1 protein-coding gene is annotated in these 930 nt (G+C 73.8%); it reads left to right on the forward strand.

Going from position 1 to position 930, the window contains the following annotated elements; translation table 11 throughout:
- Positions 1-930, forward strand: a 930-nt coding sequence (locus KN815_RS49340) for a beta-ketoacyl reductase (protein WP_216348232.1), incomplete at both ends; no start/stop codon positions are given.

Below are 930 nucleotides of genomic sequence, written 5' to 3' on the forward strand. Positions count from 1 at the left end.
GCGGCTGGTTCGCTGCGGGCGGTGCCGGACGCGCTGGGGTCGGGTGAACCGCAGGTGGCCGTACGGGGCGGGGTGCTGCGGGCGCCGCGTCTGGCGCGGGCCGCCGTGGATGCCGGGCAGCCGCTCGATGTCGATGCCGAGGGCACGGTGCTGGTGACCGGTGCGAGTGGCACGCTGGGCGGTCTGCTGGCCCGCCACCTGGTGGCCGAGCGTGGCGTACGGCGTCTGCTGCTGGTGAGCCGCCGTGGCGACCAGGCCCCGGGCGCGGCAGAACTCGGCACGGAACTGGCCGAGTTGGGCGCCGAGGTGCGCTGGGCGGCACGCGATGTCGCCGACCGTGACCAGTTGGCCGAGGTGCTCGGCGCGATTCCGGCGGAGCATCCGCTGACGGCCGTGGTGCATACGGCCGGTGTGCTGGACGACGGTGTGGTCGGCTCGCTGACGCCGGAGCGGCTGGAGCGGGTGTTGCGTCCGAAGGTGGATGCGGCGTGGAATCTGCATGAGCTGACCCGCGATCTCGACCTGTCGGCGTTTGTGCTGTTCTCGTCCGCCGCCGGTGTCTTCGGTAACGCGGGGCAGGGCAACTACGCCGCCGCCAACGCCTTCCTGGACGCGCTGGCCCAGCACCGCCGGGCGCACGGCCTGGCCGGTACCTCGCTGGCGTGGGGTCTGTGGGCCGACTCCAGTGCGATGACCGGTGAGTTGGACGACGCGGATGTGTCCCGGATGAGCCGGGGCGGCGTGGTCGCGCTGTCCGCCACCGAGGGCATGGAGCTGTTCGACATCGCGGGCCGCCTTGATGAGGCGCTGCTTGTGCCGATGTCGCTGGACATGGCCGCGCTCCGGGCGCAGGCGGCTGGCGGTGCGCCGGCGCCGCTGTTCCGTGGGCTGGTGCGGGTTCCGGCGCGGCGTGCGGCGGAGGGCGCTGCG

The sequence above is a fragment of the Streptomyces niphimycinicus genome (assembly GCF_018883605.1).
GTDB classification, from domain to species: Bacteria; Actinomycetota; Actinomycetes; order Streptomycetales; family Streptomycetaceae; genus Streptomyces; species Streptomyces niphimycinicus.